The following is a 25,126-nucleotide window of genomic DNA, read 5'->3' as shown; positions in this document are numbered from 1 at the left end:
GGGTGAGTGAAACTGCCCTTCCCCAGCCTGCCCAGCCCAGACTTTCAATTTCGGGACGCCACCTAGTGTGGCGGCCGGTGCTGTTGCGGGCGCTTATTACGCTTGCTTTCGGCCTAACCACAGTCTTCTGGGCAGCGCCCGGACCGCTGGGTCTGAGCCTGACGCTTGGCGCTTATTTCCTTGCCTCAGCAGCGGCGCAGTACGCAGTGGTGCGCACTTTGGCTTTACCGGCCGGGGACAACCGCAGATTTGTGCTTCAAGGGGCCGCCGGAATTCTGGCCGTAGGTGGCGTGGTCGTGGCGATTTCAGCCAACACCGCGATGGCCGCTTGGCTGGGTGGCGTGGCACTGGCCTTCCTTGGTGCTTCGGAGCTGATCGCAGGGCTGCGAAAGCCAGCGGCGGGCACCGAGAAGAAACTGGCTCTTGCAAGCGACTGGCGGATATCCGGTGTCGTGGGACTGGGAACGGGAATTTTGCTGCCTTTCTACGCTACGGCTGGACCTCATGCATTGATGGGTGTGGCTGGTGGCGGGGCCCTGATGACAGGTGCTCTCTGGATGCTATCGGCGCTGACACTGCGCCATGATGGCAGCAATCCAAAAGCCCAGTAAACTAAGAGCAAGATGTTCTACTTTGCGTAGAAACGCGTGGTGCGCGACACACCGACCAAAGCAAAGGATCAATCGTGGGCAGTGAAGAGCCGCAGAACCCCAAGTCAGCCAATTCCATCAAGCTTCCCCTCGGCTTTTCCGCTGCCCTGGCCGTTATTGCTGGCATTCTTACCTTGGTCTTTTCCTCTGGCGGAACGCAGTACGGGCTTCGCTGGGACCTTGCCGGCGTTGCTTTTGGCATTGCCTTCGTTGCCGCATTGCTGATTTCCTCACTGCTGGTCATGGGTCACAAGGAAAATGATGCCTCCCTGAGCGAAGGCTCGGGCGTACACCGTAAGTCCTCCGATCGGCTTGCTCAGGCAGCCGAGGTTGCCCGGAAGTCTGCACAAGCCAAAAAATCCACGGACGCCACAGGGGATGACGCCGCGCCGTTCAATGGAGACGGTGCCGCACAGTAATCCAACCGAGCTGCAGCTCGAGTGCACTGCAGGCCAATTAGCGCCGGCGCAGTGTAGCCAGGCTGTCTTGGATGCGAGCAAAGATGGCTGCATCCACCGTCACGCCGTTGCGTTTGAGCACCAGTACTGCGGCTCCCACCACGCCGTCGTCGACGAGCACCGGGCTGGTGGCCGTGGTAACTCCTTCGCTCATAGCGGGGCCGGCCGCCGTGCCCGAGCCAGTGGCAGCCAGTTGCTCCATTACTGCTGCCGCCACCCTCCCGCCTTTCGTCAGCACGCTGCCGCCAAAGATGAGTGGTTGGTTGGCGAGCTCGCCTGTAGTCCGCGCCAGCCCACCTGCACCGGCTTCCGCGTCGCCTAGCGGCCCGTCAACTGAGCTGCCCGCAACGGCCAAAAGTGTCTGGGCTAGATGCCGTGCTGCCTCGTCCACAATCTCACCCGCCACGGTGTCCTCGCCGGCTGCAAAGACCAGTGGGGCAAAGCGCGAAAGCTCGACAGGGCTCAGTTGATACGTCTTGAGGATGAGTTGCTGTTGGGCGCGCAAGCGGCCCTGGCTCCGCTGCGAAGTGTCCAGGGGTATGTCTAGCCTAGCCAGCAAGAGTTCCGTCAGTGCAGTGGGGTGCCCTCTGCCATCTAACGCGGCAGCCACTGCCCTCGCTACTTGCTGACCCAGCCAGAATCCCGAACCGTTATCGCCCAGCAGCCACCCCATGCCGTCGGCTACCGCAACCAATTGCGCGTGAGCAATGCGGGCGCCCACGGCGCCGGTGCCGGCTATCAATGCACACCCCTCGTCCTGATAGGTTCCAGAGTAAAAGGCTGCCAATAAATCAGATTCAATCATGACGTTTCCGGTTAGACCCAGTGTCATGAAGCGTTCGCGGAACAAATGTGTTGGCAATTCCATGGATGCACCGGCCATGGCCAGCAATGCTTGGGAGATGATCCGAGGAGTGCCACCCAGGGCGTTGCTCGATGCTTGCCAGAGTGCTTCCAAAGCGGCCGGAAATCCGCGAGAAACCGGGTTTCCGCCCCCGGCGGTCCCGTAGCCAAAACAGTGCCCTGAGGAGTCCAAAAGAACGGCCCTCGTGGAGGTCCCTCCGGCGTCAATTGCAAGGTAGTTGTGCATCGTTACCATTCTGTGTCTAGGTGTGACTTGACTTACATCCGCGGTGATAATAGTTTTCATTATGTACTCAACTAAAAGAAACGGATTTTCACATGTCAAGCTCCACGACTTCTCCCGCGGTGGTCTCTGCTGCCGGTGTCGTGAACCGCATTCAGGCCAAGCTACCTGACATGCCGGCGGCCATGGCGAAAATTGGTTCGTTTCTCTTGGAGCACCCACAGGCACCTTTGGAGCTCTCCATCATGGAGCTTGCGGAACAAACGAAAACATCCCCTGCAACCGTGACCCGATTCTGCCGGTTGCTGGGCTATGCAGGGTATGTGCCTTTCCGGGTCAGTATTGCCTCGGACCTTGGTCGCAGCGATGCTCGCGAATCCTGGAAGGCTGACATTGGCCGTGCCTTTGGCCCTGATGACTCGCCGCGTGATGTGCTGAGCACGCTGGTGAACGCCCATACGCGTTCGCTGGAGGAGACGGCGGCCGTGATGGATCTTGCGCAGATGAACAAGATTGCCCGCCGCATCGCCATGAGCCACCACGTGGACATCTATGGCATCGGTGGCAGTGCCGTGATGGCAAAGGAGTTGCAATCACGGCTGTACAGGATCGGCATCAACGCCCATCATTGGTCCGAGGTTCATGCAGGATTGACCAGTGCCGCCATTCAGGATTCCAACACAGTGGCCATTGGCATTTCAAATACTGGGCGCACCGAAGAAACCTTGCAGATGCTGCGCGAAGCAGGCGAAGCGGGGGCGCTGACCATTGCGCTGAGCAACAATCCGGGATCGCCGCTGGCAGAAAGCGCTGATGAATCAATCATCACCTCGGTACATGAGCAGTTCCTGCAGCCGGATGACTTGTCCGCCAAGCATGTCCAGTTACTGGTTCTGGACTTGATCTACTTACTGGTGGCCCAGGTAAATTTTGCCCAGACCACCTCGAAATTAGCAGCCTCAGCCATGGCCGTCTCTCCGCATCGTCGCCCCACTCGGGCTGCCCGGATCGAGTCCAGTGCCAACAGGGCGCTGCGGAACAGTGGAAAGGGTGATGGACATCTCTGATGCAATTGCGGCATACAGCCTTGAAGTTTCCTCGCGTCTTGACGTCATTACTGAATGGGCGCTGGCCGGTGGCGTAGCCGAGGCAGCAGCGGCCATGGCGGACACACTCACTAACGGCGGGGTCATCCAGACCTTCGGCACCGGGCACTCTGAGGCGTTCGCCATGGAAATCGCCGGTCGCGCCGGCGGGCTGATCCCGACCAGCAAGATTGCACTGCGCGATCTGGTCCTCCATGGTGATCGCGATGTTTCGGCGCTGGACTCCTTAGAGGGATCAGTGCTGGAGAGAGATACCGGGGTAGCAGAGGAACTTTTCAGACTATCCCTAGTGGACCCTCGTGACATCTTCCTCATCGCCTCCAATTCCGGGGTCAATGGTTCCATTGTCGGATTGGCGCTCGCCGCCAAGGAGCGTGGACACACGGTGATTGCCGTCACCAGTCTCGAACACACTAATGCTGTCGAAGCAAAACACCCTTCCGGGCTGCGACTCAGCGAGATCGCAGATATTGTTATCGATAACAGAGCGCCTTTCGGTGATACCACCCTCGAGGTTTCCGGCGGAGGAGGTGTTGGTGCTGTCTCATCGATCACCGCTGCGTATATTGCGCAGCTGCTGACCATCGAGACAGTCCAATGCCTGATCCGCGCGGGGAAGGAACCGCCTATTTATATTTCGGCAAATATCCCGGGCGGGGACGAACACAATACCGCACTGGTGGGCCAATATGTTGGCCGACTCAGGCGTGAGGCGTGATTCCAACGGCCACGAAGTTGACGCAAGCTACAGCGCGTGAAGTCAGCCGAGTGAATGGCAGTGAAATGCAATAACCGTACTGACAAATTACAAAGTAGTACCGAATTAACGCTCGTACCATCAATGGAAGGCAGTAAAACAAATGAGTATTCAGAACAAGCCGCTGCAGCGTCGTGGATTCCTTCGCGGTGCATTGGCCACCGCCGTGCTCCTGCCCCTGGGTGGAGCCTTGGCTTCCTGTGCAGGTGGCGGAACACCTGAAAAGTCCGCTGCCCCTGGTGGCGACGTTGATCCCACGAAGAACCCGTTTGGTGTAGCCGCTACCGGCAAGCTCGACGCTGTCATCTTCAAGGGTGGTTACGGTATTGATTATGTAGAGTTCGCTGGCGCCATCGTCAAGAAGAACTTCCCCGAGCTGGAAATCAGCATCAACCCCTCCACTGACATTGCTCAGGAAATGCAGCCTCGTTTTGCTGGCGGTACCCCGCCGGACCTGATCGATAACTCCGGTGCAAAGTCGATTGGCTTCAGCACCATCCTGGACCAGCTCGAGGACCTGCAGAGCGTTATTGATGCCAATAACCTCGAAGGTGAAAAGATTGCCGGCACCCTGTTCGACGGCGTCCTGGCGCCCGGTACCTTTGACGGCAAGCTCGCCGCCATCAACTACGTACTCACCGTGTACGCCTGGTGGTACTCTGCCAGCCTGTTCAAGGAAAATAACTGGAAGGTTCCCACCACTTGGGACGAGGCCTACGAGCTCGGCCTCGAGGCCAAGAAGAAGGACAAGTTCCTGTTCGTCTGGGGCAAGGAAGCTGCAACGTACTACCAGACCATGGCCATCGAATCAGCCATCAAGGAAGGCGGCGATGAAGTTCGCCTCGCCCTTGAAAACCTGAAGCCCGATTGCTGGTCACTTCCGGCTGTTCAGAGCGTCTTCACCGCCATGGAGAAGATCGTCAAGGCTGGCATGTTCAAGCCCGGTGGCTCCGGTACGGTATTCACCGCAGCCCAAGCCGCATGGTCCAACGGTCAGGACGCGCTGCTGTACCCGTCCGGTTCCTGGATTGAAAACGAGATGAAGGACCAGACCAAGGCTGGCTTCGAGATGACGGGCGCTCCGGTTCCTGTTGTTTCTGCAAGCCCGAAGATCGCCCAGACGGGCGTGCGCTCCGCAGGTGGCGAGCCCTTCATTGTCCCCACCAAGGGTGCAAACGTTGCTGCCGGCAAGGAACTGCTGCGCACCATGCTCTCCAAGGAAGCGGCAACCAACTTCTCCAAGACAAAGCTGGCCCCCACTGTTGTCAAGGGCACCGTCCCGGCTGACGGCTTCGGATCCACCGCGTTGGTCTCCCAGACCTCCATGCTGGATAAGGCTGGCAAGGACATTTTCACCTGGAACTTTGTTGACACCTACGGTATGAACCCCGACCAGCTGGTTCCGTGGAACTCATTCCTGGATGGCAAGTTGGATACTGCAGGCCTCACCAAGGCCCTGCAGGAAATCACCGACAAGGTTGCAAAAGACGACTCGGTCAAGAAGATTGAAGTGAAGTGACTCAAGTAACAAATGAAGTGCAATCGGGCGGTGGCGTTGTCGCCACCGCCCGGCGGCGCCGCAAAAAACTGACATTCGACAAGATCAGCTTCATGGCAGTCTTTCTGGGGCTGCCCTTGGCGATCTATCTGGTCTTTGTAATCTCGCCCTTCGTGCAGGCGGTGTACTACTCCATGACCAGCTGGGGCGGCTACGACAACAACATGCCGTTCGTGGGTCTCGCTAACTACGTCAAGCTATTCCAAGACGACATCTTCATGCTCTCTGTTCGCAATAGCGTTGTCCTCGCGGTGTTCCTTCCGGTCATCACTGTCATTTTGTCTCTGATTTTGGCCACCCTTGTCACCATTGGTGGCAGTAGCCGAGGTCAGATTAAGGGCATGAAGGGCGCCGGTTTCTATCGCGTCATCTCCTTCTTTCCTTACGTTATTCCTGCAGTTGTTATTGGTATTATCTGGCAGCAGATTTTCAACCCGGACAACGGCCTGCTCAACGGCATTCTGACAGGCATCGGGCTGAACGGATTTGAAAATTACCCGTGGCTTGGCGATGCTCGCACAGCCATGATTGCATCCATGTTCGTCATTGTGTGGGGCTTTGTGGGCTTCTACATGATCTTGTTCATTGCCGCCATCAAGGGCATCCCGGCCGAAACGTTTGAAGCGGCCCGCATTGACGGTGCTGGACGCTTCCGCACCGCCATTAGTATTACGATCCCGCTCATTCGCGACAACATCCAGACCGCCTACGTTTACATGGGTATCTTGGCACTTGACGCGTTTGTCTACATGTCAGTCTTGAACTCCACGGGTGGGCCCGAAAACTCCACTCTGGTGATGTCCCAGAAGCTGTTCAGCACAGCCTTTACCAAGAACCAGTTCGGCTTGGCATGCGCCATGGGTGTGGTGCTGGCAGCTATTACTTTGATTTTCTCGGCACTGGTATTCCTGGTGAACCGTTTGACTGGCGGCAGCAAGGATGTGTCTGAATGATGACCCTCAAAGTTACTAAAAAGCCCTCGCACGACCATGTGGAGCGCAAGGCATTAGACAGCAATGGTGACAAGACTGTAGCTGGCGTCTCGCACGTCATGCTCTCTCTCTGGGCCCTCTTGGTGTTGATTCCCCTAGCCTGGACACTCATGTCCTCATTCAAGAAGACCAGTGAAATCTTTGCCTCGCCGTTCTCATTGCCAGCTGACTGGCAGTTCCAGAACTACGTCGAGGCGTGGCAAACCGCCGGAATTGGCAAGTACTTCTTCAACACCGTGATTGTGGTGGGCTTTGCGCTGGTCATCGTGATGGTTCTCGGGGCCATGTGCGCCTACGTTCTAGCCCGTTACGTGTTCCCCGGCTCGCGAGCCATCTACATTCTGATGCTTGCCGGTCTGACATTCCCCGTCTTCCTCGCCATTGTTCCGCTGTTCTTTATCTTGAAGAACATTGGCCTCCTGAACACGCTGCCCGGATTGATCATTGTGTATGTGGCGTTCGCGCTCCCGTTCACCGTGTTCTTCCTCTTCTCCTTCTTCAAGGCTTTGCCCAGCGAAATTGCAGAAGCTGCGCAGATTGACGGTGCCGGTGAATGGCGAACCTTCTTCCAGGTCATGCTGCCCATGGCCAAGCCGGGTTTGGCCTCCGTTGCCATCTTCAACTTCCTTGGTTTGTGGAACCAGTACCTGATCCCGGTAGCCATCAACACCAACAGGGACAACTACGTACTGTCGCAGGGTATCGCCGCCTATGCCGGCCAGATGGGTTACGCCGTTAACTTCGGCGCCCTGTTCGCAGCCGCCATCATTGTGGTTGTGCCCGTGCTGATCATGTACATCCTGTTCCAGCGCCAGCTCCAGGGCTCGGTCTCTGCAGGAACCATGAAGTAGCGTTTTCCTCCGCGAAAGGGGAGTAGTTGCTAATGTTTCAGGCAAACATTAGCAACTACTCCCCTTTCGTTTCTATTTAAGCGTTGATTGACGACGCCGGTACGCGGCTACGTGGGCACGGTTTCCGCAGTTGCCGGTATCGCAATACCGCCGTGAGCGGTTCTTGGAAAGATCGATCACCACGGCGCAGCAATCCGGGGCGGCACATACCTTCAACCGTGAAAGTTCCTTGCTGCGAATCACATCAACCAACGCCATGGCGGCCTCCACCCCCATGCGCTCGGCAAGGGGTGCGGCGGGTGCCGTGGCATGGAGATGCCAATCCCATTGATCGTGTTTCACTAGCTGGGGTAGCGCCTGCGCCCGAGCAAGCAGCCTGTTGACCAGCTCCACAGCCGTTGCCTCGTCCGAGGTGAAGATGGTGCGAAGTTCCTGGCGTATCCCACGCACCGCGGCGACTTCCGCGTCAGTATGCGTCCGGGATCCGGAAAACTGTTCCCGCAGCACAAAATCGTCCAGCTCGGCTACGGTTTCCATCCCATCGGACCCGGTCGCGGACCCGTCCTCCGCAATCGAAATGGGGCCGGTGTTGATCAAGTTCACGGCAGAGAGCAGCGCCATTTCCGTGTCATGACTAAAGACCATGTTGACTCCTGACAAGTGGCGAGCGTAATGTCATTAGTCTAACGCCTTTTACTGCTGACAAATGGATCTGCCATGACAACTTCACCTGCAACTTTCACTGCACCCGCAACGGGCTCACGCACTGTGTTGGCATCGCCTGCGCTCATGCTGGCGCTCGTTTCGGCTGCGGCCTTCGCGCTGTCGGGACCCTTCGCGAAGTCGCTCTTTGACGTCGGGTGGTCTCCAGGTGCAGCTGTCGCCGTCCGCATTGGAGGTGCCGCCGTAGTCCTTCTGATTCCGGTGATTATCACCCTGGTGCGCCGATGGGCCAAGGTCAAAGGGTCCTTGGGGCGGATCGCGATTTACGGCGTGGTGCCTATTGCGTTGTGCCAGCTGTTCTACTTCAACGCCGTCCAGCACTTGTCGGTGGGGGTAGCGCTGCTGCTGGAATATCTCTCACCGGTGCTGCTGGTGGGCTGGGCGTGGATCATCACCCGGAACCGGCCGCGCGCGCTGACCATCATTGGTGCCGTGTGCGCCATGACCGGGTTGGTGTTGGTGCTTGACCTTGCGGGCAGCCAAAAGGTCAGTGTCGAGGGGGTCCTGTGGGGGCTGGCGGCAGCGGTGTGTTCGGCCGTCTATTTCGTGATGTCCGCCAGAGCGGACGACGACGTCCCTCCAGTTCTCATGGCCGGCGGCGGCATGGCTGTGGGGGCTGCACTCATCGTGGGGCTCGGCGCCGTGGGAATCCTGCCCATGGCGTTCACCTTCAACAACCCCGTGTTTGCCGGAAGTCAGGTGCATTGGCTGGTTCCGGTGCTGGGCCTGGTGCTGGTGACCACTGTGTTTGCCTACCTCATGGGCATTGTGGCAACGCGGGGGCTCGGCTCCAAGGTTGCGTCATTTGTGGCCCTGTTTGAGGTGCTTTTTGCCGTGATTTGGGCGTGGTTGCTGCTGGGCGAGATGCCCCGCATCATCCAGCTGCTCGGCGGGCTGGCGATCATGGGCGGGGTGGTGTTGGTGCGGCTGGACGAACTGCGCGGATCGCCCCGCAGGGGGCAATCCTACGCAGTCGACCTTGCCGAGCTACCGGCCAAAGCGCCGCAGCCGTAGCGAGTTCGCCACCACCAGCACAGAGCTGGCGGCCATGGCGGCGCCGGCAATCATCGGGTTCAAGAGACCGAACGCCGCCACCGGAATGCCAATAGCGTTGTAGAAGAAGGCCCAGAACAGGTTCGTCTTGATGGTGCCCAGCGTCTTGCGAGACAGGGCAATGGCTGTTGCCACCTGGCCCAGATCGCTCCCCATGACCGTCAGGTCCGCGGCGGCGATGGCCACATCCGTGCCGGATCCCATGGCGATGCCAAGGTCCGCCTGGGCCAGGGCTGCGGCGTCATTGACGCCGTCACCTGCCATGGCGACTGTGGCACCTTCCGCCTGCAGCTTCTTGACAGCTTTAACCTTGCCCTCCGGCAGGACATCGGCAAACACATCCTCTGCTGCGATTCCGACGGAGGCCGCCACCTGGGCTGCCACGGCGGCGTTATCGCCGGTCAGCAAGATGGGGCGCAGCCCGAGTTCCTTGAGCTTGGCAATGGCATCCTTCGACCCGGCCTTGATGGTGTCCTTGAGGGCGATCAGCCCGGCGGCTTCACCGTCCATCGCGACCCAAATGGCTGTGGTGCCGCGCTCCTGCTGCGCTGCCAGTTCAGCCCGAGCCGAAACGGAAAGCTCGACACCGTTTTCCTCCAGCCAGCCTGCGCGGCCGGCCAGCACGGTGCGGTTCCCAATGACGGCGCGCACACCGCCACCCGGTGCGGACATGAAATCGCTGAGCGGGGGGAGTGCCCCGGCCTCGCGGGCATGGGCGGTGATGGCGTGGGCGATGGGGTGTTCGCTGTGGGATTCCACGGCCCCTGCCAGTCGCAGGATTTCGGCGGCCGGCACCTGGGTGAGCGGAACGACGTCGACCACTGACAGGCGACCCTCGGTGACGGTGCCGGTCTTGTCCAGCACAATGGTGTCCACCGTGCGGGTGTCCTCGAGGACCTGCGGGCCCTTGATGAGAATGCCCAGCTGGGCCGCGCGTCCGGTTCCTGTGAGCAGGCCGACGGGCGTGGCCAGGCCCAGGGCGCAGGGGCAGGCGATGATCAGAACGGCGACGGCGGCCGTGAAGGCAGCTTGGATGTCGCCGCTGAGCAGCAGCCACAGAACGAACGTGATGACAGCGATCACGAGCACGATCGGCACAAAGACGGAGCTGATGCGGTCTGCCAGCCGGGCGATGGGGGCCTTGCTTGCCTGCGCGGCGCTGACCAGTTTGCCCATCTGGGAGAGCGTGGTTTCGCTGCCAATGCGGGTGGCCTTGATGAGCAGGCGGCCGGAGGTGTTGATCGTGGCACCCGTGACGGTATCTCCTGGCGCAACCTCGACCGGCATTGATTCGCCCGTGATCAGCGAGGTGTCGACGGCGGATGCGCCGTCGGTGACCACGCCGTCCGTGGCGATTTTCTCGCCGGGACGGACCACGAAGATTTCATCCACGGCCAGCTCTGCCGCCGGGATTTTGACCTCGACGCCGTCGCGCAGCACGGTGGCTTCCTTGGCGCCGAGGCTGAGTAGGGCCTTGAGAGCGTCGCCGGCCTTGGCCTTGGCCTTCGCTTCCAAGTAGCGGCCCAGCAAGAGGAACGTGACCACCACGGCGGACACCTCAAAGTAGAGGGGCGCGTGGCCCGCCATGGCGCTTCCGTGCGCTGTCATCATGGGGTCCAGCCCGAGTTCCACGGCGGAAAACAGGAACGCTGCGCTGACGCCGATGGAGACCAGGGTGTCCATCGTGGAGGCGAAATGTCGGGCGTTGATGGCTGCCGCGCGGTGGAACGGCCAGGCCGCCCAGGTCACCACGGGCAGGGTCAGGATGCCGGCAACCCAGCCCCAGTGCGGGAATTGCAAAGCCGGGAACATGGAAACCAGGAAGACCGGGATGGTCAGGATGGCGGCCACGATCAGGCGCGGTCGCAGGGTTGCCGCCGTGCCGCCATGGGCCATATGGTCCTCATGGCTGCCGTGGTCGGAGTGCTCCGCGTACTCCGGTGCGTGGTGGTTTTCGCCCTCCTGCGCGGCACCCGGGTGGGATTCGTGCGCAAGGGGGTGTCCGGCGTCGTGCTTCATGGCGGGGGGAGTGGGGGGATTCTTCAGGCGCGCCTTGTAGCCGGTGGCCTTGACGGTGTCGATGATTTGTTGGTCGGATATGCCGGCGGGGACCGTGACCTGGGCTGTTTCCAGCGGGAGGTTCACGGAAGCGCTGACGCCTTCGAGTTTGCCCAACTTGCGCTCAACCCGGCTGACGCACGAGGCACAGGTCATGCCTTCGATGTCAATCTCGACCATGCGGGGGCCGGGTGTGGCGGTTTGGGACAAAATATCTGAGGCGCTCATGGCGCTCCTTAATCTGTGGGCGAGTTACGCATTATTGGATACGACGAGGTAGCCGGCTTCGGCGACGGCCTCACCGATCTCAGCGGAATCCAGGGTCAGGGTTGAGGTGATGGTGACCTCGGAAAGTCCGCCGGTGTTGAGGTTGATGGCGACGTTTTCGACGCCCGGCAGGCCGCTCAGTTCCTCGGTGACGGAGCTGACGCAATGCCCGCAGGTCATGCCGGAAACGTTGACGGTGAAGGTGTGGCTCATGATGATTAGCTCCTGAGTAGACGTGAAATGGCGGATGTTGCTTCGGAAACCTTCGCTGCAACGATTTCCGGGTTGCCGGTTTCGGCGGATTCGTGGGCTGCATTGACCACGCAATGGGCAATGTGGTCCTCAAGCAGGCCAATGCTGACAGCGTGCAGGGCCTTGTTGACGGCGGCCATCTGGGTGAGGATGTCGATGCAGTATTTGTCCTCTTCAACCATCCGGGCGATGCCGCGGACCTGGCCTTCGGCGCGTTTGAGTCGGCGCAGGTAAGCCTGCTTCTCCTCCGAGTAACCGTGGGTGTGAGTTTCTGTTTCCATATCCTCAATGTATACCCCCATGGGGTATGCGTCAAGTACCCCTAGGGGGTATGGGGGTGGGTGCTGACTGAGGACCGCACGCCATCAGTGGGACGCCGCCGTGGAAAGTTACCGGCTCAAAACCCTTGCTGTCTCGGTGCTGCGGTGCTCGAATTGAAAGCATGAGCAATGGAGCTGAATCTGACAACGGAGCGTTGACGCTACTGGCCGTGGGCACCAAAAAGGGGCTTTGGCTGGGTACCAGTGAGGACCGGGAAAACTACACTTTCACGGGCCCGCATTTTCTGATGCAGGAGATCCCTAGCATCGGTATCGATACACGAGGTGGGCGTACCCGGATTATGGTGGGCCTGCGCAGTGAACATTGGGGCCCCACCGTGGCGCACTCTGACGACTTTGGTGCCACCTGGCAGGAGCCAGAGCTTGGTGCCATCACCTTCCCGGCGGACACCGGGGCCGCTCTGGAACGTGTGTGGCAAATTCAGCCGGACAGCGCCGAGCGCCCCAACGTGGTGTGGGCTGGTTGTGAACCCATTTCTGTGTGGAAATCCACCGACGGCGGCGAGCATTTTGAACTCAATCGAGGCCTCTGGGACCACCCGCATCGCAGCGAATGGGGCGCAGGTTTCGGCGGAGCAGCGGCACATACCGTTTTGCCCAGCCCTGCCGATCCGGACACCATTCATGTCGCCATGAGCACCGGCGGGGTCTACCGCAGCACGGATGCCGGAGGGTCCTGGATGCCACGGAATAAGGGGATTGGTGCCAGCTTCATGCCGGAGGAAACCCCGGAATTCGGCCAATGCGTGCACAAGATAGCCCGCGATCCCAACCATCCGGAAGTGCTCTTCGCGCAAAATCATGGCGGCGTTTATCGCAGTGCCAACAATGGCGACTCCTGGGATTACATTGCCGCCGGCCTGCCCGCGGACTTCGGCTTCACCATCCTTACCCATCCGCGGCGCTCGGACACGGCCTGGGTCATCCCCATTGCCGCCGATTATCAACGAATCCCGCCGGATGGGCAGCTTGGGGTGCATAGGACTGACGACGCCGGGGTGTCGTGGACATGCTTGACTGACGGCCTAGTGCAGCCCGAGTACAACGTGGTCCTGCGCGATGCCGCAGCAGTGGACACCTTCGAGCCGGTGGGGCTGTTCTTCGGCACCCGCGGCGGAACGGTCTACGCCAGCGCCGATGAGGGAGGGCATTTTGTTCCCGTCCTGAATCAGCTGCCAGATGTTTTGTGTGTCCGTGCGGCCGCCGTCGGGCTTGCCTAGGATGGCGCTCATGACAGGAGAAGTGACTCTACTGGTGCCCAGACTACTGCAGCCTTTGGTAGGGAACAGTGCGGAGCTGGCGCTGGATGTGGGCGACGGGGCAACTGTGGCCCAGTTGCTGGATGCCGTTGTCGCCGAGTTTCCCGTGTTTGGCCGGCGGGTGCGGGACGAAACTGGGGCGCTGCGCCGTTACGTAAATATTTACCTTGACGGTGAGGACGTGCGGCGGCTCGACGGGCTAAAAACGCGCATAGCGGCCGGCCAGGAACTGATGATTATTCAGTCCGTGGCCGGCGGCTAAGCGGCTTAGCTCAAGCTCAGCGGGTGCGTAACTTAGACGGCGTCGAGGTCCGTTTCGAGCATCTTGACCAGCGCGTCCAGTGCCGCGTCGGCGCCGTCACCTTCGGCCCGCAGGACAACTTCGCTGCCATGCTCGGCGCCCAAGGTCATCAGCGAGAGGATGCTGCTGGCATCCATGGCGTCTTCGGCGGGGGTGCCGGCCATGGCGATGGTCACCTCAACACCTGTTTCAGCGGCTGCTTCAGCGAAGAGAGACGCCGGACGGGCGTGCAATCCAGAGCTGCTGGCGACGGTTGCGGTACGTTCTGACATGGTTCCTCCTGGGGGAGCTGATGGTTGAATCTGCGGTCATGCGGTCTTGCTGGTGTGAATTTACAGCCCAAGCTCGGCGAGAATGGGCAGCTTTTCGCGCGCCAACTCCCGGGCTTGGGCTGGGCTCGTTGCGCGTAGGGCCAGTGTAGCGATTTCCTGTGCTTCCTTCAGGGTTACCGTGGCCAACACGGCGCCCACTGCTGCCAGCGACCGGGCGGTCATGGACAGTGTTGCTACGCCCAGGCCCACGAGTACGACGGCGAGAGCTGGGTCCGCGGCGGCCTCGCCGCAGACTCCCACGGGTTTTCCGCCGCCCTCGGCGATGGAGCCGGCCACCGTCAGGCGGACCAGTTGCAGTACGGCTGGCTGCCACGGGTTGTTCAAAGCGGCGAGTGGACCCAGCTGGCGGTCGGCGGCCATGGTGTACTGCGTCAGATCGTTGGTGCCGAGGCTGGCGAATGCCACCTCGCGCAGGATCGACTCCGACGTGACGGCAGCCGAGGGGACCTCCACCATGACGCCGGGCGTTTTCAGGCCTGCGGCTGAACAGAGCGATGCGAACCGGGCGGCCTCATCAGGTGTTGAGATCATGGGTGCCATGACCCACACATCGGCTGTGGTGCCTTCGGCGGCTGCCGCGATGGCCGCAAGCTGGCGTTCAAGCACACCTGGTGAGGACATATCCGTCCGGTACCCGCGCACACCCAAGGCCGGGTTCGGTTCCGTTGCATCGGTCAGGAAGGGCAGCGGCTTGTCTGCGCCCGCATCAAGGGTGCGGACCACCACTTTCTTGCCCGGGAAAGCGTCAAAGACGCCACGATAGGCCTCCACCTGCTCGTCGTGGCTGGGCTCGGTTTCCCGTTCCAGGAAGCAGAATTCGGTGCGCAACAAGCCAACGCCCTGGGCACCGGCGGCCGCTGCCTTGATGGCATCCTTGGCTCCGCCCACATTGGCCAGAAGCGGCACCAAGTGTCCGTCAGCTGTGGTTCCGGCTCCATCAAAGACGGCAAGGGTTGAGGCGTTGGCGGCCCAGGCAACCGCCGCGGCGCGCTCGTCATCACCGGGTTCGGTGGCGATGGTTCCGGCGGCGCCGTCGACATAGACTTCCGTGCCATCGGGGAGCGTGTCGACGCCGGCGGCGGCTACCACGGCGGGCAGGCCGAGGGAGCGGGCAATGATGGCCGTGTGCGACTGCGGCCCGCCCCCGGCCGTTACGAGGGCAATGACAATGGTGGGATCGAGCGTGGCGGTGTCGGCCGGGGCCAGATCTTCTGCCACAAGAATGAAGGGCTCCTCCGATGTGGGGATGCCGGGTGCCGGAACACCACGCAGTGATGCCACAATCCGGGCCCGAACATCGAGGACGTCGGTGGCACGCTCGGCCATGTAGCCACCGAGATTAACCAGCATCGCGACGACAGCTTCGGCGGCTTCCCACACGGCGCGTTCGGCCGAGGTTCCGGTCTTGATTAACTTGATGGCGGCCTTGATGAGCATGGGATCCGCAGCCATCAGCGCGGTGGCTTCCAGCACGGCCTTGGCATCGGCGCTGGCGCCAGCCGCGCGCTCACGTAGCTGGGACTGCACATCCTTGGCGGCTGCTTGAAGGGCCAGAGTGGCCTCTTCTGCGCTGATCCCTGAAGCCAGCATCTCCCCGGCGGGCGGATCAGCCAACGGTGCGGGCATCTGGCGAATGGTGCCAATGATTCGTCCGGGGCTGACCCCAACTCCTGGGAAATTCTGCATTGAAAGTCCTCTACTTCTTTAGATGTCGCTGTGTCTGTGGGCAGGGCGGCTGTGCCCCAAGTCATGCGCCTTGCGAATGCGGGGCCGTGCTAAAAGTAATTCCTGTGACGCTCTTCATATAGCGTTGCTATAGATGCTACGGTAGCAGTCATGAACATCGACGGCCAGCTTCCGGCCAAAACGAGGCTGCTTCAAGCTGCAGCTGAGTTGTTGGCTAATTCGGCGGGCAAGCCAGTTTCAACACGGCAAATCACCGAGTTGGCTGGTGTAACTGCCCCCACCTTGTATCACCATTTTGGGGACAAGGAGGGGCTCTTCAACGCGGTCATTGACGCTGGGTTTGAAGAGTATGTAGCCGGTGAGCACAACTTTGTGCCCACCGGTCACCCCTTGCAGGATGTGCGTCAGATTTGGGATAACCACCTCCAATTCGGTCTGGACAATCCACAGCTGTATTCGGTCATGTTTGGCAATATCCGTCCTGAAAGCCGCCCTGTGCGAGTAGCTGAAGCGGAAGGTTTCATGGAGGAAATGCTGGAAAAGGCGGCCGCGGCTGGCCTGCTCTGCGTTTCTCCCGTGGAGGCCTCCCGCAGCATTCTGGCGGCCAATGTTGGTGTCACCTTGATGCTCATTGCCGAACCGGCAGAGGGCAGGAATTTCGATTTGTCGGACATGACCAGAGAAGCCGTCATCACGGCGGTTTCCTCGGCGGCGGGTCTCAGCCCGGCGGCAACGCCGGTGGGCCCAACGTCGGTGGTGGTTGCTGCCATTGCTCTTAATGCCGCTCTGGAATCCTCGCATCCGGAGCAACTCTCCACCACCGAGTTAAAGCTTTTCCTCGAATGGCTTCACCGCATTTCTAAAACTTAAAGCAACACACACCATCATCCCCAGTTACTCCTGCAGAGGCGCAGGACTCACGGTAAGGAAACTCTCATGGCAACTCAAACAGTGGCCGCCCCGAAGGGTGGCGTGCGGGTAGGGGTGCAGAAATTTGGCACCTTCTTATCCGGCATGATCATGCCCAATATTGGCGCATTCATTGCCTGGGGCCTGATTACGGCTCTCTTCATTCCTGCGGGGTTCTTCCCCAACGCGACCGTGGGGGCCATGGTCGAACCCATGCTCTTCTTCATGCTCCCCTTGCTGATCGGCTATACCGGCGGCAAGATGATCCACGGTGTCCGCGGTGGTGTGGTGGGTGCCGTAGCGACCATGGGTGTGGTGGTGGGAACTGACATCCCCATGTTCATTGGCGCCATGATCATGGGCCCGCTGACAGCCTGGGTCATGAAGAAGCTGGACAAGGCCTGGGAAGGCCGCATTAAGCCCGGCTTTGAAATGCTCATTGACAACTTCTCCGCAGGTATTCTCTCCGGCATCATGGCTATTGTTGGCCTGCTGGTAGTGGGTCCATTGGTGACGGCGTTTAGCAACGGCGCAGGCCGTGTTGTTGAATTCCTAGTCAATAACGGGCTGCTGCCGTTGACCAGCATCTTTATTGAGCCCGCCAAGGTCTTGTTCCTGAACAACGCCATCAATCATGGCATCCTGACCCCGCTGGGCACGGAGCAGGCGCTGAACAACGGCAAGTCCATCCTGTTCCTGCTGGAAGCGAACCCCGGCCCCGGCCTGGGCCTGCTGCTCGCATACTCCATCTTCGGTAAGGGCCTAGCCAAGGCCTCGGCCCCGGGTGCGGCAGTTATCCAGTTCTTCGGTGGGATCCATGAGATCTATTTCCCGTACGTCCTGATGAAGCCGGCCATGATCCTTGCGACCATTGGCGGCGGCATGACAGGCATCTTCATGCTGGTTCTGACCGACTCCGGACTGGTAGCCCCGGCAGCACCAGGGAGCATTTTTGCCGTCTTTGCCATGACCGCCAAGGACAGCTACTTTGGCGTCGCGCTGTCGGTGTTTGCAGCGGCGGCGGTGTCGTTCCTGATTGGTTCGCTCATCCTCAAAATAAGCCCCATTCCTGCTGAAAGCGACGGTCTGGGCGACGCCACGGCCAAGATGGAAGCGCTCAAGGGCAAGAAGAGCTCGGTTGCGTTTGCCCTCGCCGGGGCCGGCACGTCCGGCCCCATCAGCACGGTTGTTTTTGCTTGCGACGCCGGGATGGGTTCCAGTGCCATGGGAGCCTCGGTGCTTCGCAACATGATCAAGAAGGCCGGTTTCCCGGAGGTGAAGGTCACCAACTCGGCCATCTCCAACCTGACCGACACGTACGACGTCGTTGTCACGCACCAGGACCTCGCCGCACGTGCCGCCCCTGTCACGGCAAGTGCCGTCCATGTGGCCGTGGACAACTTCATGAACAGCCCGCGCTACGAGGAAATTGTGGAGCTGGTCCGTACCAGCAACTCAACGGCCGGACAGGCCACTGCACCTGCGGCCGAAGAGCCCGTAGAAGCGCCAGCCTCAGGGGGCGGCACGGTTCTGGCCCGGGAGAGCGTGGTCCTGAACGGCACCGCCACCACTCGTGACGGCGCCATCGATGAGGCCGGTGCGTTGCTGCTGGCCCGGGGCGCTGTGAATGCCGCCTATGTTGCGGCCATGCATGAGCGCGAAACCTCGGTGTCCACCTACATGGGCAACTTCCTGGCCATCCCGCATGGAACCAACGAGGCCAAGGGAAACATCACCAGCTCTGCCGTCTCGATCATCCACTACCCGAACGGCATCGACTGGAACGGCAAGCCGGTCAAGTTCGTGGTGGGTGTGGCAGGAATCAACAACGAGCACTTGTCCATCTTGTCCTCTATTGCCCGCGTCTTCACCGACAAGGCGCAGGTGGCCCGGCTCGAAAACGCCACCACCGTGGATGAGGTCCTGGATATCTTTGGAAAGGTAAACGCGTAATGAAGGCTGTTCACTTTGGGGCCGGCAACATTGGCCGCGGATTTGTGGGCTTGCTCCTGCACAATGCCGGGTATGAGATTGTCTTTGCCGACGTCGCGGAGGCGCTCATCAACGAGCTAGCCGCGGCGGACAGCTACGACGTGCACGAGGTGGGCGAGAACGCCACCGTGCGTACCGTCAACAATTTTCGGGCGTTGAACTCCGCCGCTTCGGCGGACACCGTGGTTGCGGAAATTGCGACGGCGGACATTCTCACCACTGCGGTGGGGCCCAACATCCTCAAATTCGTGGCACCGCTCATTGCCCGCGGCATCGCCGCCAGGGATGCTGCGCTGGCTCCGTTGCAGGTCATGGCCTGCGAAAACGCCATCAACGCCACTGACATCCTTGAAGCTGCCGTCCGCTCGGACGACAGCGTGGATGAGGGCACAGTGAATTCCGCCGCCGTGTTTGCCAACACGGCAGTGGATCGGATCGTCCCGAACCAGGCGCCCGGACAGGGTCTGGATGTCACGGTGGAGACGTTTTTTGAATGGGTCATCGACAGGACCCCCTTCAAGGGCAATGAACCTGTCATTGACGGAGCCACGTTTGTGGATGATCTGGCCCCCTACATTGAACGCAAGCTGTTCACAGTGAACACGGGCCACGCATCCACGGCCTACTTTGGCTACGCGGCAGGAATCGAAAAGATCTCCGACGCCATGGCTGATCCCGGCGTTCAGGCCCAGGTGCGGGCCGTGCTGGAGGAGACCAAGGCGCTGCTGGTGCGCAAGCATGAATTCGCGCCGGCGGATCAGGAAGCCTATGTCCAAAAGATTCTGCTCCGGTTCGCCAATGAATTCCTGCCAGACACCGTGAACCGTGTGGGGCGTGCGCCCATGCGCAAGCTAAGCCGGCACGAGAGGTTCATTGGACCCGCCGCCGAACTGGCTGAAAATGGGCTCACTCCGGTGGCGTTGTTGGCGGCCATCGGCGCTGCGCTGCACTTTGATGATGCGGCGGATGCCGAAGCGGTGGAGCTGGCGGAGATCATCGCTACCAACACGGCGGAGGATGCCACGGCAAGGATTACCGGGCTTGCCGCGGAACATCCGCTATTTTCCGCGGTTAGCACCCTGATTGCGGCCAAGAAGTCGGAGCCGGCCAGCAACTAGTCTGCGCTCGACTAGCCACAGTAGCCCTCAGCGCCGCCCAGCGCAGGGGGCTATTGTGGCCAGTAACCGATGTAGAGCCAATTTGCAGCAGGAGGGTCTCATGGCCAAGGAACTTGCCACTCAGCTCATTGAACAATTGCAGTCCGCCGGAGTACGGCGCATCTACGGGATTGTGGGCGACAGCCTGAATCCGTTGGTGGACGCGGTCCGGAAAACAGGTGGGTCCAAGAACGGCGGAATCGACTGGATTCATGTCCGTCATGAGGAGGCGGCAGCCTTTGCCGCCGGTGCCGAGGCGCAACTGACAGGCGAACTTGCCGTCTGCGCCGGATCCTGCGGGCCAGGCAACCTCCACCTCATGAACGGACTCTACGACGCCAACCGCACCGGTGCGCCCGTGCTGGCCATCGCCTCACACCTGCCCAGCGTGCAAATTGGCAGCGGCTTCTTCCAGGAAACCCACCCGGACCGGCTCTTTGGCGAGTGCTCGGTGTACTCCGAAATGATCAGCACCTCGGACCAAGCGCCGAGAGTCCTTCACAACGCTATCCAGCATGCGCTCGGATTGCGCGGGGTGGCCGTGGTGACGCTGCCCGGGGACATTGCCAGCCTGCCAGCCACGGCACCCTCGCCGATGTCGCGGCCCGTGCGTCCGGCCACTCTGGTCCCGGCCACAGAAAGCGTCCAGGCGCTGGCAGACGCGATCAATGCTGCCACTAAGGTGGCCATCTTTGCCGGCGCCGGTGTGCAGGGCGCCCATGATGAAGTGGTGGCGCTGGCTGCGAAAATTAATGCGCCCATTGGCCACAGCCTGCGTGGCAAGGATTTCATCCAGTACCAGAACCCGTACGACATTGGGATGACAGGACTGCTGGGCTACGGTGCCGCGGCCGAGGGTATTGCGGATGCGGACCTGCTGATCATGCTCGGCACAGATTTCCCCTATGACCAGTTCCTGCCTGACACCCGCACCGCCCAGGTGGATAGGGCCCCGGAACATTTGGGGCGGCGTACCGACGTGGACATTGCAATCCATGGCGACGTCTTGCCCACCCTACAAGCGCTCATGCCCCTCATTGCGGCCAAAGAGAACTCCAAGTTCCTGGACGCCATCATGAAAAAGCATGACAGGCTCATGAACAAGGCCGTGGGCGCCTACACCCGCAAGGCCGACAAACTGGTGCCCATTCACCCGGAATACGCGGCGTCCCTGCTGGATGAGATTGCCGCCGCCGACGCAATTTTCACGGCCGACACCGGCATGTGCAATGTTTGGACGGCCCGCTACATCAACCCCCTGGGCACCCGCCGGCTCATTGGGTCCTACCTTCACGGCTCCATGGCGAACGCCCTTCCCCAAGCCATTGGCGTCCAGGCTGCCTATCCTGGGCGGCAGGTCATCTCGGTCTCCGGCGACGGCGGGCTATCGATGTTGCTAGGTGAATTAATTACGGCAGCGGCTCATAATCTGCCAGTCAACGTTGTGGTGTTCAACAACTCCACTTTGGGCATGGTTAAGCTCGAAATGCTGGTGGACGGTCTGGCCGACTTTGGGGTTGACGTCCCGGATACCAACTATGCAGCCATTGCCGCGGCGATGGGATTCCATGCTGTGCGAGTCAGTGATCCTGCCGGGATCGCTGATGCCTACCGTGCCGCGTTTGCCCATGACGGGCCATCGCTGGTGGAACTCATCACGGACCCAAATGCACTGTCCATCCCGCCAAAGATCAAGGGCGGGCAGATCCTGGGCTTTGCCACTGCCATGTCCAAAGTGGTGTTGAATAGGGGTGCCGGGGAGGCCGTCAATATGGCACGATCGAATCTGCGCAACATCCCGCGCGGCTAGCTTCCACCCCTAACGTCCACCACACACTCGAGGATTCCCATGCTGATCACTGCCCTTATTTTCGCTGGACTGGCCGCCCTGGTCCACGTCTACATCTTTGTGCTGGAATCCTTGCGATGGACGGACCCTTCGACCCGCAAAACCTTTGGAACCAGCGAAAGTGAGGCCCTCGCCACGAAGGAGCTGGCCTTCAACCAGGGTTTTTATAACTTGTTCCTAGCGCTCTTGGCCGCGGTAGGAATCGTTGCCGCGGCAACGGGCCACCACGAAGTGGGTGCTGCCCTGGTGCTCGCCGGTTGCGGGTCCATGCTGCTGGCCGGGCTGGTATTGCTTTTTTCATCCCCCAAGAAGGCCAAAGCGGCCCTGGTGCAGCTCACTTTCCCGCTCATCGCCGTCGTACTGACGGTGGTGTGGCTGCTCTAAAACGTTCACGCACGACGTCGGAGCCTGGGTTGCGCTGTTCCTACGCCGATGTGCGGCGAAGCCCCGTGGACACCACGGTCAGGCTGGCAATGCAGACCACGGCGACATTGCCAAGCAAGACTGGCCGTAATTGATAAATGCAACAGGACCTTGTGACTTTAACCCGTGATTTTAACCATTGAAGAGTCGCCGTGACAGGCATAACGTTGAAGAACATCCAAGGGGGTGGCCAGAGTGGAAATTCATCTGTGGTGGCTGGAGATCGAGCTACCGGCTAAACAGTGGCTGCGTGAGAACACGGGCGCCGGTGCGGTGCCCAGCCATGTGGTGGCGGCCGTGGAAACGGCCGGTGGCGCCATGACGAACGGAACGCTTACAGAACGCGAGTGGGAATTCATCGTGACACAGTCGGAATTTGTGGACTGAGTGCTTGCGCTCTGATGGGTTGCGGACCGTCCGGTTACGAACTGCGCAGTCATGGGCTGCGCGATCATGAATTGTGCGGTTGTGGACTGGGCGAACGCTCCTGCTGACCACCATCTGCTGGGCGCTAGCTGCTGGCCAGGACCAGCGCCGCGGTCAGGAATACCGTCAAAGCCAAGAACGGCAGGCACAGCAGCGCGTGAAGCACCTTGTGCTCGGTCAAGATGGCGGCATATTCGCGCAGGAACGCGCTCGGGAGAAAGTAGCGGGCGGTGGGGGAGCCCACCACTTGGGCGTCGAGCCCGAGCTTGCGAGACAGTAGAGCGGCGCGGAGTACGTGGTAGTTATTGGTGACAATCACCATGGCACCACCCCGTCCTTGCTCTTGCGCAACGGCCGCTGAAAACTGCAGATTCTCAGCCGTGGTGGTGGCCCTTTCCTCGGCAACTACGTGTTCGGAGGGCGCCCCCGCTGCGACCAGATAGTCCGCCATGGCGGCACCCTCAGGTCTGGATTCATCCGCTCCCTGCCCGCCGGAAGGAATCAGTAGCGGCGCCAGCTCTTCCTGGGCACTGGCCCCTCGGTACACTTCCAGCCCCTTGTCGAGGCGAGAGCGCAGCAGTGGCGGCACTTTTCCGTTGATGATTTGCGAGCCCAAGATGACAACGGATGCCGGAGTGATGGTGTGATTCATGCGCCCGTACACCACCGCATAGGCCAGGAAAACCACAAAGACCACGCCAAAGTAGCTACACAAGAAGAACAGCAACGCTGCCAGCCCAATAGCCACCGGATTGAGCGTGATCACCAGCAGTGCGGCAACAACCGGCAGGCCCAACAAGGCAAGGCCGGCAATCAGTGACAGCAAGTTTCCAAGGCTACGACCCTCGCGGTGCATCATGCGCACACCGTTACTGATCAAGAATCCGGCCAGGACAACCACTGCAAGAGGTGTCAGGGCGACTATTCCGAGCGTGATCCACTGTGTCCACGGGAACCATTGGGTTAGCACTTGAGACACACCTGTCACGGTAAACCAGCAGGCTGCAACCAGGACCAGCCCGTTGCGCAGCATGCGCGGGTCCTTGCGGCGAAGATAGACATAACTGCAGGCCAGGATGAAAGCCAAGATCAAGGAAAACATGCCTCAAGCCTAGGGGACCCAAACCGCCCCGGCATGCCGCCAGGGGCGGACGTTGCGCAGCCTCATGCGCCACCACGGCGGGAGATGTGGCCAGTGGCGCGAGGAGGGGCCGCCGTCGTACCCGTCCAAGAAAAATCCGTGTTACGAATAGTCAAAATGTGATCTTGGCGGTGAAGACGGGACAGGCTGGGGTAAGTAGGGGATGATGGAAAGGATGACTTCCCCCAAAAACATTCCCAGCCCCGCAGTCGCCTCTTCCGCGACCGCACCGAAGCGCCGTCCGGCCCGCCCGGCGCAGGTTATGCCTGCCACCGAGGGCTGGGATCAGGCCAAGAACCCTGAAGGCCGCCCGCTGCTGCAGTTCAAATCGCCGCGCGTTTCGCAGCCGCCTGTGCACCTGGCGGACCTGACGCTGGCCGAGCGTGAAGAAAAGTTCAAGGAGATGGGTCTGCCGGCATTCCGTGCCAAGCAGCTCTCCGTACACTACTTCCAGCACTACACCACCGATCCCGAGCGCATGAGTGACCTCCCCAAGGACCGCCGCGCCGAGATTGTGGACACCATGTTCCCCAAGCTCCTGACCGAGGTCAAGCGCCTCACCACAGACAACGGTGACACCGTGAAGTTCCTGTGGCGCCTGTTCGACGGTTCCCTCGTGGAGTCAGTCCTCATGCGTTACACGGGCCGCGTGACCCTGTGCGTGTCCAGCCAGTGTGGTTGCGGCATGAACTGCCCGTTCTGTGCCACGGGCCAAGCCGGTCTGACCCGCAACATGTCCACCGCGGAGATCTTGGATCAAATTGTTCAGGCCAACCGAGTCATCGCTGAGGGCGGCTTGGGTCACCTGCGCCGCGATGGCGGACACGATGCCGATCGCGTCACCAACATTGTCTTCATGGGCATGGGCGAGCCGCTGGCCAACTACAAGCGCGTCATGAACGCCGTGCACCGCATGGTTGCCGATGGTCCCGAGGGCTTGGGCATGTCCGCCCGCGGCATCACCGTCTCCACCGTTGGCTTGGCTCCGGCCATCAACAAGTTGTCGCAAGAGGGCCTGGCCATCACGTTCGCGCTTTCCCTCCACGCGCCGGACGATGAACTTCGCGACGAGCTCATCCCCGTCAACGACAAGTGGAAGGTGGACGAGGTTCTGGATGCCGCGTACAACTACTACAAGGTCACGGGCCGCCGCGTCTCCATCGAGTACGCGTTGATCAAGGACATGAACGATCACCCGTGGCGTGCCGAGCTCCTGGCGAAGAAGCTCAATCAACGCGGCCGCGGCTGGGTCCACGTGAACCCGATTCCACTGAACCCCACCCCGGGCTCCATCTGGACGTCCTCGGAGCCTGCCGTGATGCAGGAATTCATCGACACGCTGATCGAAAATGGCGTGCCTACCACGTTGCGCGACACTCGTGGCAAGGAAATCGACGGAGCGTGCGGCCAGCTCGCCGCAGCCGAGTAACGTTTGGCCTGCTTGGGCGCGCTTAACTGAAGCGGCACTCATGGAAGGACGACGCCGGAACTTGGGTTC

The 25,126-nt window shown here is 60.7% G+C and carries 25 protein-coding genes; 17 read left to right on the top strand and 8 right to left on the bottom strand.

Going from position 1 to position 25,126, the window contains the following annotated elements; all coding sequences use genetic code 11:
• Positions 1-2: 2 nt before the first annotated feature.
• Entirely contained in the window at positions 3-611 is a 609-nt protein-coding gene (locus CXQ93_RS14490; RefSeq protein WP_146073230.1) for a hypothetical protein, read from the top strand.
• 74 nt (positions 612-685) lie between these two features.
• Positions 686-1,069, top strand: coding sequence for a hypothetical protein (locus CXQ93_RS14485; RefSeq protein ID WP_104111132.1), 384 nt, complete (start codon positions 686-688; stop codon positions 1,067-1,069).
• A gap of 37 nt (positions 1,070-1,106) precedes the next feature.
• Here CXQ93_RS14485 and CXQ93_RS14480 read toward each other — a convergent pair whose 3' ends face one another.
• Positions 1,107-2,198, bottom strand: a complete 1,092-nt coding sequence (locus CXQ93_RS14480; protein ID WP_181036172.1) for an N-acetylglucosamine kinase — start codon at positions 2,196-2,198, stop codon at positions 1,107-1,109.
• A gap of 92 nt (positions 2,199-2,290) precedes the next feature.
• On the opposite strand from CXQ93_RS14480, the gene CXQ93_RS14475 reads away from it, so the two are divergent.
• The 5 genes from CXQ93_RS14475 (at position 2,291) to CXQ93_RS14455 (ending at position 7,459) form a co-directional block, all read left to right on the top strand.
• Positions 2,291-3,262: a MurR/RpiR family transcriptional regulator gene (locus CXQ93_RS14475; protein WP_104111130.1), complete on the top strand. Its 972-nt coding sequence runs from the start codon at positions 2,291-2,293 to the stop codon at positions 3,260-3,262.
• Positions 3,249-4,019 (top strand): sugar isomerase domain-containing protein, encoded by a 771-nt coding sequence (locus CXQ93_RS14470; protein ID WP_104111129.1) that lies wholly within the window; start codon positions 3,249-3,251, stop codon positions 4,017-4,019. The genes CXQ93_RS14475 and CXQ93_RS14470 overlap by 14 nt, the downstream gene beginning before the upstream one ends.
• Before the next feature lie 142 nt (positions 4,020-4,161).
• Complete coding sequence (ngcE, locus tag CXQ93_RS14465) at positions 4,162-5,577, top strand: N-acetylglucosamine/diacetylchitobiose ABC transporter substrate-binding protein (protein ID WP_104111128.1); 1,416 nt, start codon at positions 4,162-4,164, stop codon at positions 5,575-5,577.
• Between the two features lie 92 nt (positions 5,578-5,669).
• The gene (locus CXQ93_RS14460; protein ID WP_104111163.1) at positions 5,670-6,569 is read left to right on the top strand and encodes a carbohydrate ABC transporter permease; all 900 of its coding nucleotides are present in this window, start codon (positions 5,670-5,672) and stop codon (positions 6,567-6,569) included.
• A complete protein-coding gene (locus tag CXQ93_RS14455; RefSeq protein WP_258069019.1) occupies positions 6,569-7,459 on the top strand; it encodes a carbohydrate ABC transporter permease in 891 nt (296 codons plus the stop codon). The genes CXQ93_RS14460 and CXQ93_RS14455 overlap by 1 nt, the downstream gene beginning before the upstream one ends.
• Before the next feature lie 72 nt (positions 7,460-7,531).
• Here CXQ93_RS14455 and CXQ93_RS14450 read toward each other — a convergent pair whose 3' ends face one another.
• Complete coding sequence (locus CXQ93_RS14450) at positions 7,532-8,104, bottom strand: CGNR zinc finger domain-containing protein (protein ID WP_104111126.1); 573 nt, start codon at positions 8,102-8,104, stop codon at positions 7,532-7,534.
• Between the two features lie 72 nt (positions 8,105-8,176).
• Here CXQ93_RS14450 and CXQ93_RS14445 point away from each other — a divergent pair, with 72 nt between their 5' ends.
• A complete protein-coding gene (locus CXQ93_RS14445) occupies positions 8,177-9,196 on the top strand; it encodes a DMT family transporter (RefSeq protein WP_258069014.1) in 1,020 nt (339 codons plus the stop codon).
• Here CXQ93_RS14445 and CXQ93_RS14440 read toward each other — a convergent pair.
• The 3 genes from CXQ93_RS14440 to CXQ93_RS14430 are packed head-to-tail and all read right to left on the bottom strand — an operon-like array spanning position 9,170 to position 12,093.
• Positions 9,170-11,521 carry a cation-translocating P-type ATPase gene (locus tag CXQ93_RS14440; protein ID WP_104111125.1) on the bottom strand — a complete coding sequence of 784 codons (2,352 nt, stop codon included), beginning with the start codon at positions 11,519-11,521 and terminating at the stop codon, positions 9,170-9,172. The two genes, CXQ93_RS14445 and CXQ93_RS14440, sit on opposite strands and share 27 nt — an antisense overlap.
• Positions 11,522-11,545: 24 nt before the next feature.
• Positions 11,546-11,773, bottom strand: a complete 228-nt coding sequence (locus CXQ93_RS14435) for a heavy-metal-associated domain-containing protein (RefSeq protein ID WP_104111124.1) — start codon at positions 11,771-11,773, stop codon at positions 11,546-11,548.
• 5 nt (positions 11,774-11,778) lie between these two features.
• Positions 11,779-12,093, bottom strand: a complete 315-nt coding sequence (locus CXQ93_RS14430) for a metal-sensitive transcriptional regulator (RefSeq protein ID WP_062286031.1) — start codon at positions 12,091-12,093, stop codon at positions 11,779-11,781.
• A 161-nt stretch (positions 12,094-12,254) separates the two neighbouring features.
• Here CXQ93_RS14430 and CXQ93_RS14425 point away from each other — a divergent pair, with 161 nt between their 5' ends.
• Both CXQ93_RS14425 and CXQ93_RS14420 read left to right on the top strand, forming a co-directional pair.
• Positions 12,255-13,373 (top strand): glycosyl hydrolase, encoded by a 1,119-nt coding sequence (locus tag CXQ93_RS14425; RefSeq protein ID WP_104111122.1) that lies wholly within the window; start codon positions 12,255-12,257, stop codon positions 13,371-13,373.
• A 10-nt stretch (positions 13,374-13,383) separates the two neighbouring features.
• Positions 13,384-13,674, top strand: coding sequence for a MoaD/ThiS family protein (locus tag CXQ93_RS14420; protein WP_104111121.1), 291 nt, complete (start codon positions 13,384-13,386; stop codon positions 13,672-13,674).
• Between the two features lie 32 nt (positions 13,675-13,706).
• On the opposite strand, the gene CXQ93_RS14415 is transcribed toward CXQ93_RS14420, so the two are convergent.
• Positions 13,707-13,985 (bottom strand): HPr family phosphocarrier protein, encoded by a 279-nt coding sequence (locus CXQ93_RS14415; RefSeq protein ID WP_104111120.1) that lies wholly within the window; start codon positions 13,983-13,985, stop codon positions 13,707-13,709.
• 60 nt (positions 13,986-14,045) lie between these two features.
• Positions 14,046-15,731, bottom strand: a complete 1,686-nt coding sequence (gene ptsP, locus CXQ93_RS14410) for a phosphoenolpyruvate--protein phosphotransferase (protein ID WP_104111119.1) — start codon at positions 15,729-15,731, stop codon at positions 14,046-14,048.
• Positions 15,732-15,881: 150 nt separating this feature from the next.
• Here ptsP and CXQ93_RS14405 point away from each other — a divergent pair, with 150 nt between their 5' ends.
• The 6 genes from CXQ93_RS14405 (at position 15,882) to CXQ93_RS14380 (ending at position 22,448) form a co-directional block, all read left to right on the top strand.
• Positions 15,882-16,601 carry a TetR/AcrR family transcriptional regulator gene (locus CXQ93_RS14405; RefSeq protein WP_104111118.1) on the top strand — a complete coding sequence of 240 codons (720 nt, stop codon included), beginning with the start codon at positions 15,882-15,884 and terminating at the stop codon, positions 16,599-16,601.
• A 66-nt stretch (positions 16,602-16,667) separates the two neighbouring features.
• The gene (locus CXQ93_RS14400; protein WP_104111117.1) at positions 16,668-18,593 is read left to right on the top strand and encodes a PTS mannitol transporter subunit IICBA; all 1,926 of its coding nucleotides are present in this window, start codon (positions 16,668-16,670) and stop codon (positions 18,591-18,593) included.
• Positions 18,593-19,750: a mannitol-1-phosphate 5-dehydrogenase gene (locus CXQ93_RS14395; RefSeq protein WP_104111116.1), complete on the top strand. Its 1,158-nt coding sequence runs from the start codon at positions 18,593-18,595 to the stop codon at positions 19,748-19,750. The genes CXQ93_RS14400 and CXQ93_RS14395 overlap by 1 nt, the downstream gene beginning before the upstream one ends.
• Before the next feature lie 100 nt (positions 19,751-19,850).
• Positions 19,851-21,599: a pyruvate dehydrogenase gene (locus tag CXQ93_RS14390; protein ID WP_104111115.1), complete on the top strand. Its 1,749-nt coding sequence runs from the start codon at positions 19,851-19,853 to the stop codon at positions 21,597-21,599.
• Between the two features lie 39 nt (positions 21,600-21,638).
• Positions 21,639-22,022 (top strand): DUF1304 domain-containing protein, encoded by a 384-nt coding sequence (locus CXQ93_RS14385; RefSeq protein ID WP_104111114.1) that lies wholly within the window; start codon positions 21,639-21,641, stop codon positions 22,020-22,022.
• Positions 22,023-22,256: 234 nt separating this feature from the next.
• A complete protein-coding gene (locus CXQ93_RS14380; RefSeq protein WP_104111113.1) occupies positions 22,257-22,448 on the top strand; it encodes a hypothetical protein in 192 nt (63 codons plus the stop codon).
• 124 nt (positions 22,449-22,572) lie between these two features.
• Here CXQ93_RS14380 and CXQ93_RS14375 read toward each other — a convergent pair whose 3' ends face one another.
• The gene (locus CXQ93_RS14375; protein WP_181036171.1) at positions 22,573-23,589 is read right to left on the bottom strand and encodes a YdcF family protein; all 1,017 of its coding nucleotides are present in this window, start codon (positions 23,587-23,589) and stop codon (positions 22,573-22,575) included.
• Between the two features lie 214 nt (positions 23,590-23,803).
• On the opposite strand from CXQ93_RS14375, the gene rlmN reads away from it, so the two are divergent.
• Positions 23,804-25,057 (top strand): 23S rRNA (adenine(2503)-C(2))-methyltransferase RlmN, encoded by a 1,254-nt coding sequence (gene rlmN / locus CXQ93_RS14370; protein WP_218713975.1) that lies wholly within the window; start codon positions 23,804-23,806, stop codon positions 25,055-25,057.
• Positions 25,058-25,126 lie beyond the last annotated feature (69 nt).

Origin of the sequence: Arthrobacter sp. N199823 (assembly GCF_002929705.1) — a bacterium.
Taxonomy (GTDB): Bacteria; Actinomycetota; Actinomycetes; order Actinomycetales; family Micrococcaceae; genus Specibacter.
Note: the sequence above shows the minus strand (reverse complement) of the source record. Positions and strands in the feature narration are given on the sequence as shown.